The sequence below is a fragment of the Armatimonas sp. genome, from assembly GCF_043760365.1.
Lineage (GTDB): Bacteria > Armatimonadota > Armatimonadia > Armatimonadales > Armatimonadaceae > Armatimonas.
In genome coordinates this window covers 1-5,454 of the sequence record NZ_JAYUPA010000293.1, presented here as the reverse complement: position 1 = coordinate 5,454, position 5,454 = coordinate 1, and the positions used below count along the sequence as shown (strand labels likewise).

Below are 5,454 nucleotides of genomic sequence, written 5' to 3'. Positions count from 1 at the left end.
GCACCGCCCTTGCCATAGTTCGACGAGATAAAGACGTTGTTTCCGGAGAAAATCGGATCGGCAGCGTTCACATCGTAGCTGGTGTCCCAGGGAAACTGCCAGAGCGGCTTGCCCGTAGCGGCATTGATGGCCACGAGCCCCTTGGCGGCGAAGATCGCGATCCCGTCTTGACCACCGGCACTAAAAGGAACCGGAGCTGCGTAGCCAGGAGCGTCGCTTCCACTCTGCCAGAGGATCCGCCCACTGGCCTTATCTAGTGCCGTGCCATTACGCCCGACATTATAGATCACTCGGTCTCCCGCAATCAGAGGAGAGCCACAGATGCCCCACTGCGGCTGTGCACAGTTGAGCTTCTGCTGCCAGACAACTTTACCCGTGGTGGCGTTGAGACAGAGCGCCAGCCCCTCGCGACTCAGTGTGTAGACATTCCCATTATGCACCGTCGGGGTAGCGCGTGTGCCTGGATAGTCTCCTGCTCCGCAGGCATACTTATACTGCCAGACCACCTTGCCCGTGGCGGCATCCAGACAGTGTACCCAGTCGGTGTTATTCACATTGCCGGTAGTGTAGAGCTTGCCACTCTTAACCGCAACTGAGGAAAATCCCTGCCCGATAGCCGCCTGCCAGAGCTGGCGCGGCTTTCCGCCGCGCCAGCCGATGGTCTCACTGGTGACTCCGTTGCGCAGTGCGCCACGCCACTGGGGCCAGTCTGCCATCGCTACTTGCCGTCCTTAATGTCGTAGCAAAGAAGCGTGTCCATGTCATGGACATAGAGCTTCCCATTGGCCACCACCGGGTAGGCCCAGGCGGGCTCGCGGGTACGGTCGGGCTGCTCGAACTGCCCACGCTGGATATACTCCTTCGGGTTCGCTTCCACGAGAGTGACCGGTCCACGCTCACTGCGACAATAGAGCATGCCATCGGCGTAGGTAATCGAGCCCTTGCCCGGAGCGCGGCTCTCCCAGACAATCTTTCCGGTCTTGAACTCCAGACACATCAGGCTGTTATTGCCCGTTCCGTAGAGATAGTCTCCGACCAGAACCATCCCGCCGTGGTGATTGAGCATCTCGCGACGGAAGTACTGCTCCTCAGCCTTTGGTGCTCCTGTGAGCTTAACCAACCCACCGCCTTTTTCGTAGGCAGTGGCCGCGAAGACCATTCCGTCGGAATAAATCGGCATGGAGCAGTTGATGTCACGCCACACGCCGTTGGCTGGGTTGGTGTAGCTCCATAGGGGCTTGCCATCCACTGCAGAGAGGCCGAAGACGCCTTCTCCGAGAAACTGAATGTATTGTTTTTGGCCATTGACGGTTGCTATCTGGGCAGAGCAGTAGGCGACGCGATTGCTCAGCGGTGACTTCCAAAGTGTTGCCCCAGTTTTCTTATTCAGAGCGACCATCGCATTCTGTCCGCCGGGAGTAACGATCAGCTTATCGCCATCCACCAGGGGACTCTCGCTGTAGCCCCATGTGGGCACCTGACCGCCGAAATCACTAACGAGATTCTTGCGCCAGACAATGCTTCCATCGGCCACTTTCATGCAGAGCACATCGCCCGCCACACCGACCGTGTAGAGAAAATTCCCCTCCACAGTTGGAGTCGCACGGGAGCCATAGCCGCCTTGACGGCCATTAAGGGAGATCCTTCCGGCGATCTTTACGCTCCAGAGCGACTTACCAGTCTTCTCGTCTAGCACCCAGACTTTTTCGTCATCACCAACGAGCCCCATGCCGAAGATCTTGCCTTTTGCCACGGAGATTGTCGTGTGACTCTCCCCAAGACCTGTGGCTTTCCACGCCAGCTTAGGGCCGCCTTCGGCCCAGCTCTTCAGAAGTCCTGTCTCTTTGGAAAGCCCCGTTCGCTCGGGACCTCGAAACTGCGGCCAGTCGGCCGCAACTGCGACGGAAACTGCGCCTAATGCAATAACACTGAAAACGATACGTGCTGCTTTCATTCGATTTCTCCCGGTTCGCCCCCATGAACGGGGGCGTCTTATTGACGGCTTCGCCGACACAAAGGCTGCAAGCAGCCATAGAAATTCGGATGGGCGGGACGCCCTTTGTGTCCGAGGCACGAGGACAATAAGACGCCCCGGTTTATCGGGGCGAGTTACTGGGGAATTCCGTTACACTCGGTCTGTCCGGCGTAGAACCCGCCGCTTGTACCGACCCGATACGTCTTGAGCGCCTTGCCTGGCCCCATCACGGTGAACTGCTGCGCCGTTATTGTGGTCAGAGTGGCTTGGAGGGCTTTGACGTGGCCGTCCACGAAGCTGGCATCGAACATGTTCTGGTGCCGTGCCTGAACAAGCTGCTGCTGGTTTGTGTTGGTATTGCCATCGTAGTGCATCACGGTCTCGGACGGCCGATTGACGGAGGCAAGGCTCAGGGTCGAGACACCCGGGATAAAGCCATTGGCGTAGAGTGCGGGATTCACCACGTAGCTATTAAAAGGCGGAGTGTTGGCACAGGGCGCCCCTGTGAGAAGCTGGACATTCATCGCCTCTTTCTCGCTGGGGCACTGGGTGATCTGGCTATTTTTCACGTAGGGGTTCACCGCCCAGTAGAAAGTCGCGACGCACGAGACATTGAGGTACGCCGACATTGGGAATGTCTCGTCGTAGTCCTGAACATACATCAGGTTGGCCAGCGCATACTGCTTCAGGTTGGAGAGACAGGAAGTCTGACGGGCCTTTTCCCGGGCCTGGGCAAAGACGGGAAAGAGAATGGCGGCGAGAATCGCGATAATGGCGATCACGACCAGAAGCTCAATGAGCGTAAAAGCAGTCTTTCCCCGTCGGACGGGGGCTAGGAGGTAGGAAGAGTGCATGAATAGAGTAGCCTTTCTTTTCAGTTAGGAATATTCGCCAGCGAGCATTAAAATACCTACTAGCCAGACGAGTAATTTTCACAAATGGTTCACCGCCCTAGAGAGGAGTTAGAGTGAAGCGCGACGAGTGTAGGCCAGCGCCAGAGGGAACCAGGGAGTGAAGCGCCCAGGAGAGGCAAAAAGTTCCGCCTCCACTTGCTCCATCGCCTGCCAGCGCCAGTCCATTACCTCGACGGGGTTGGGAGTTGGTGTGCCGGTGAAGCGCCCGATAAAAACATGATCCAGCTCGTGCTCAGTGAGGCCGCTTTCAGGGTCTTCCGCACGGTAGAGAAACTGCCCGATTTCGATGAGCCCGACCGTGAAGCCCAGCTCCTCGGTGAGCCGCCGCCGTGCTGCTGCGAGTGCGGTCTCTCCCGGACGAGGGTGGCTACAGCACGTATTGGTCCAGAGACCACCAAAGTGATACTTTTCCAGCGCTCTTTGCTGGAGTAAGAGCCGTTTTTTGTCATCGAAGACAAAGACCGAAAACGCTCGGTGGAGCTGCCCGCCGTAGAGATGCGCAGCCAGCTTCTCACAGCTACCAATCACGTTATCGTTCGCATCCACCAGAATTACATTTTCTTGCACGATACTTACACTAATAGAGCAGAGCCAGGAAGGGTTCCGATTTTTTCTCTAAGCAGGAGTGAGCGTGCCCTCTCTGGAATACTTGTTATCGTATGTTGGTTCCACTTCCTAAACTACGTGTAGATCTACTGGGAAAGCTACGTTTGAGCTTAGGCACCCGGGTGACAACGCGGTTTGAGACGCGGCGGACAGCACTGCTTCTTGCCCGTCTCGCACTCCCCCCGCTGCGGGAGTGGCCGCGTGAGGAGCTCATGGAGCTGCTCTGGCCTAATGAAGACCCCGGGGTGACACGAACACGCTTTCGACAAACGCTCGCGAGCCTGCGCCGGGCACTCATGGAAGTGGGAACTCCTGAGGAGTCCGTTCTGCGCTCCAGCCGAACCAGTGTTAGCCTGGAAGTGGAGCAGGTTATCTGTGATGTCGTGGAGCTGGAGTCGTGTCTACGGCGGGCAAGTGTCAACCCGGAGCTACGGCGGGACGCGCTGGATCGTGCACTGGAGCTCTACGAGCACCACTTACTGCCCGGCTTCTACGAGACCTGGGTGCTTAGTGAGCGGGATCGGCTGGAGAACCGGTTGCGTAGCGGGCTGATCCAGCTGGCCCAATCCCTCATGGAGACGGAGCCAGAGTCGGCGATTGCCTACGCACGCGGCGCGGTTGCGCTGGACCCCTTGAGCGAGGAGGCACAGGAGCAGCTCCTGAAGCTACTGGTGCAGGCCGGTCGGCCCGCCGATGCGGCGCGTCACTGGCAAGATGTGGAACGCCTCTTCTGGAAGGAGCTACGCACACAACCACCAGATTCCCTTAAGGCCGCTCTGAGTGCGACACCCGCTCGCTCTACCCCTTCGTCATATTCAGGGCCAACTCCGGAAGCCCCCCCTCTTCGTGCACTACTACTGCCACACACACTACCCACTCCCTTGGATAGTTTCGTGGGACGGACAGCCGAGCAAGAGTGGATCTTGACGCTCCTCGCCGAGGGAGGAGCGTCGCGCCTAGTGACCCTCACCGGCCCTCCTGGAGTGGGAAAGACACGCCTTGCGCTTGAAGTAGGACATCGCCTGGAAGCGGAAAGTGGAGAGAGCAATGTGATCTATGTCCCACTGGAGCGGGTCACGACAGTCGAGGAGGCGCTAGCGGCGATCTATGAGGCGGTGGGAGGACAGCGGGAACAAGGGGCACTCCTACCTTCACTAGCGCAGCGTCTCCTGACCCAGCCAAAGCCCATTCTCCTCTTGGACAACGCCGAAGGTGTCGTAGGGTTGGCGGAGCAGCTGCATCGCTTGCTCCAAGGAGTGCCGACACTACGTTGCCTGGTAACCTCTCAGCGCACCCTACAAGTAGCCGGAGAGCAAGAAGTGGTACTAGAGCCGCTTGCGCTCGGCCCTGACGATGCCGCGCTGACACTTTTAATGGACCGCGCACGACAGATTCGGCCCGATCTCATGCTCACGCCACAGAATCAAACCGATCTCCTTGCGCTCTGCCACGATCTGGACGGGCTCCCTCTGGCCCTGGAGCTGGCGGCAGCGTGGCTAGGAATGCTCTCCCCGGAACAAGTTCGTAGCCGCCTGAAGCGTGACCAGCGCCTACTCACCCGGCGCACCAGCGAGGCAGGGACACGACACAGCAGCCTCCATGCAGCCCTAGAGGAGAGCATCGAGCGTCTGACAGATACCCAGCAAGCAATTTTGATGCGCCTCGCGGTCTTTCGGGGCGGCTGGAGCCTTGAGGCGGCGGAGCTGGTCTGCGAGGAGCTGAGCCTGGTGGCCTTGTTGGATCTGGAGGTACTGCGCACGGCCTCACTCATCAACGCCTACACACAGCCTGACGGTGAGCTCCGCTTTAAGATGCTTGAGACCATTCGTATCTACACCCAGCATCGTCAGACACCGACGGGACGACAAAAGGCACAAGAGAGCCACCTGTCTTATTTTTGCCATTATGCCGAAGAACACCATGCTCTCTTTGAGTCGCCCGAGCAGTACCGCTACTTTG

The 5,454-nt window shown here is 58.4% G+C and carries 5 protein-coding genes; 1 reads left to right on the top strand and 4 read right to left on the bottom strand.

The features are described 5' to 3' along the window. The 4 genes from ACH2EH_RS07000 to idi form a co-directional block, all read right to left on the bottom strand. Positions 1-716, bottom strand: a 716-nt coding sequence (locus tag ACH2EH_RS07000) for a PQQ-binding-like beta-propeller repeat protein (RefSeq protein ID WP_395140238.1), incomplete at its 3' end; no start/stop codon positions are given. 2 nt (positions 717-718) lie between these two features. Beyond that, positions 719-1,954, bottom strand: a complete 1,236-nt coding sequence (locus ACH2EH_RS06995) for a PQQ-binding-like beta-propeller repeat protein (protein WP_395140236.1) — start codon at positions 1,952-1,954, stop codon at positions 719-721. 155 nt (positions 1,955-2,109) lie between these two features. Next, on the bottom strand, positions 2,110-2,829 hold the full coding sequence (locus ACH2EH_RS06990; protein ID WP_395140234.1) for a DUF1559 domain-containing protein: 720 nt from the start codon (positions 2,827-2,829) through the stop codon (positions 2,110-2,112). A gap of 108 nt (positions 2,830-2,937) precedes the next feature. Further along, positions 2,938-3,456, bottom strand: coding sequence for an isopentenyl-diphosphate Delta-isomerase (gene idi, locus ACH2EH_RS06985; protein WP_395140232.1), 519 nt, complete (start codon positions 3,454-3,456; stop codon positions 2,938-2,940). Between the two features lie 92 nt (positions 3,457-3,548). On the opposite strand from idi, the gene ACH2EH_RS06980 reads away from it, so the two are divergent. Then, on the top strand, positions 3,549-5,454 hold a 1,906-nt coding region (locus ACH2EH_RS06980; protein ID WP_395140230.1), incomplete at its 3' end, for an ATP-binding protein.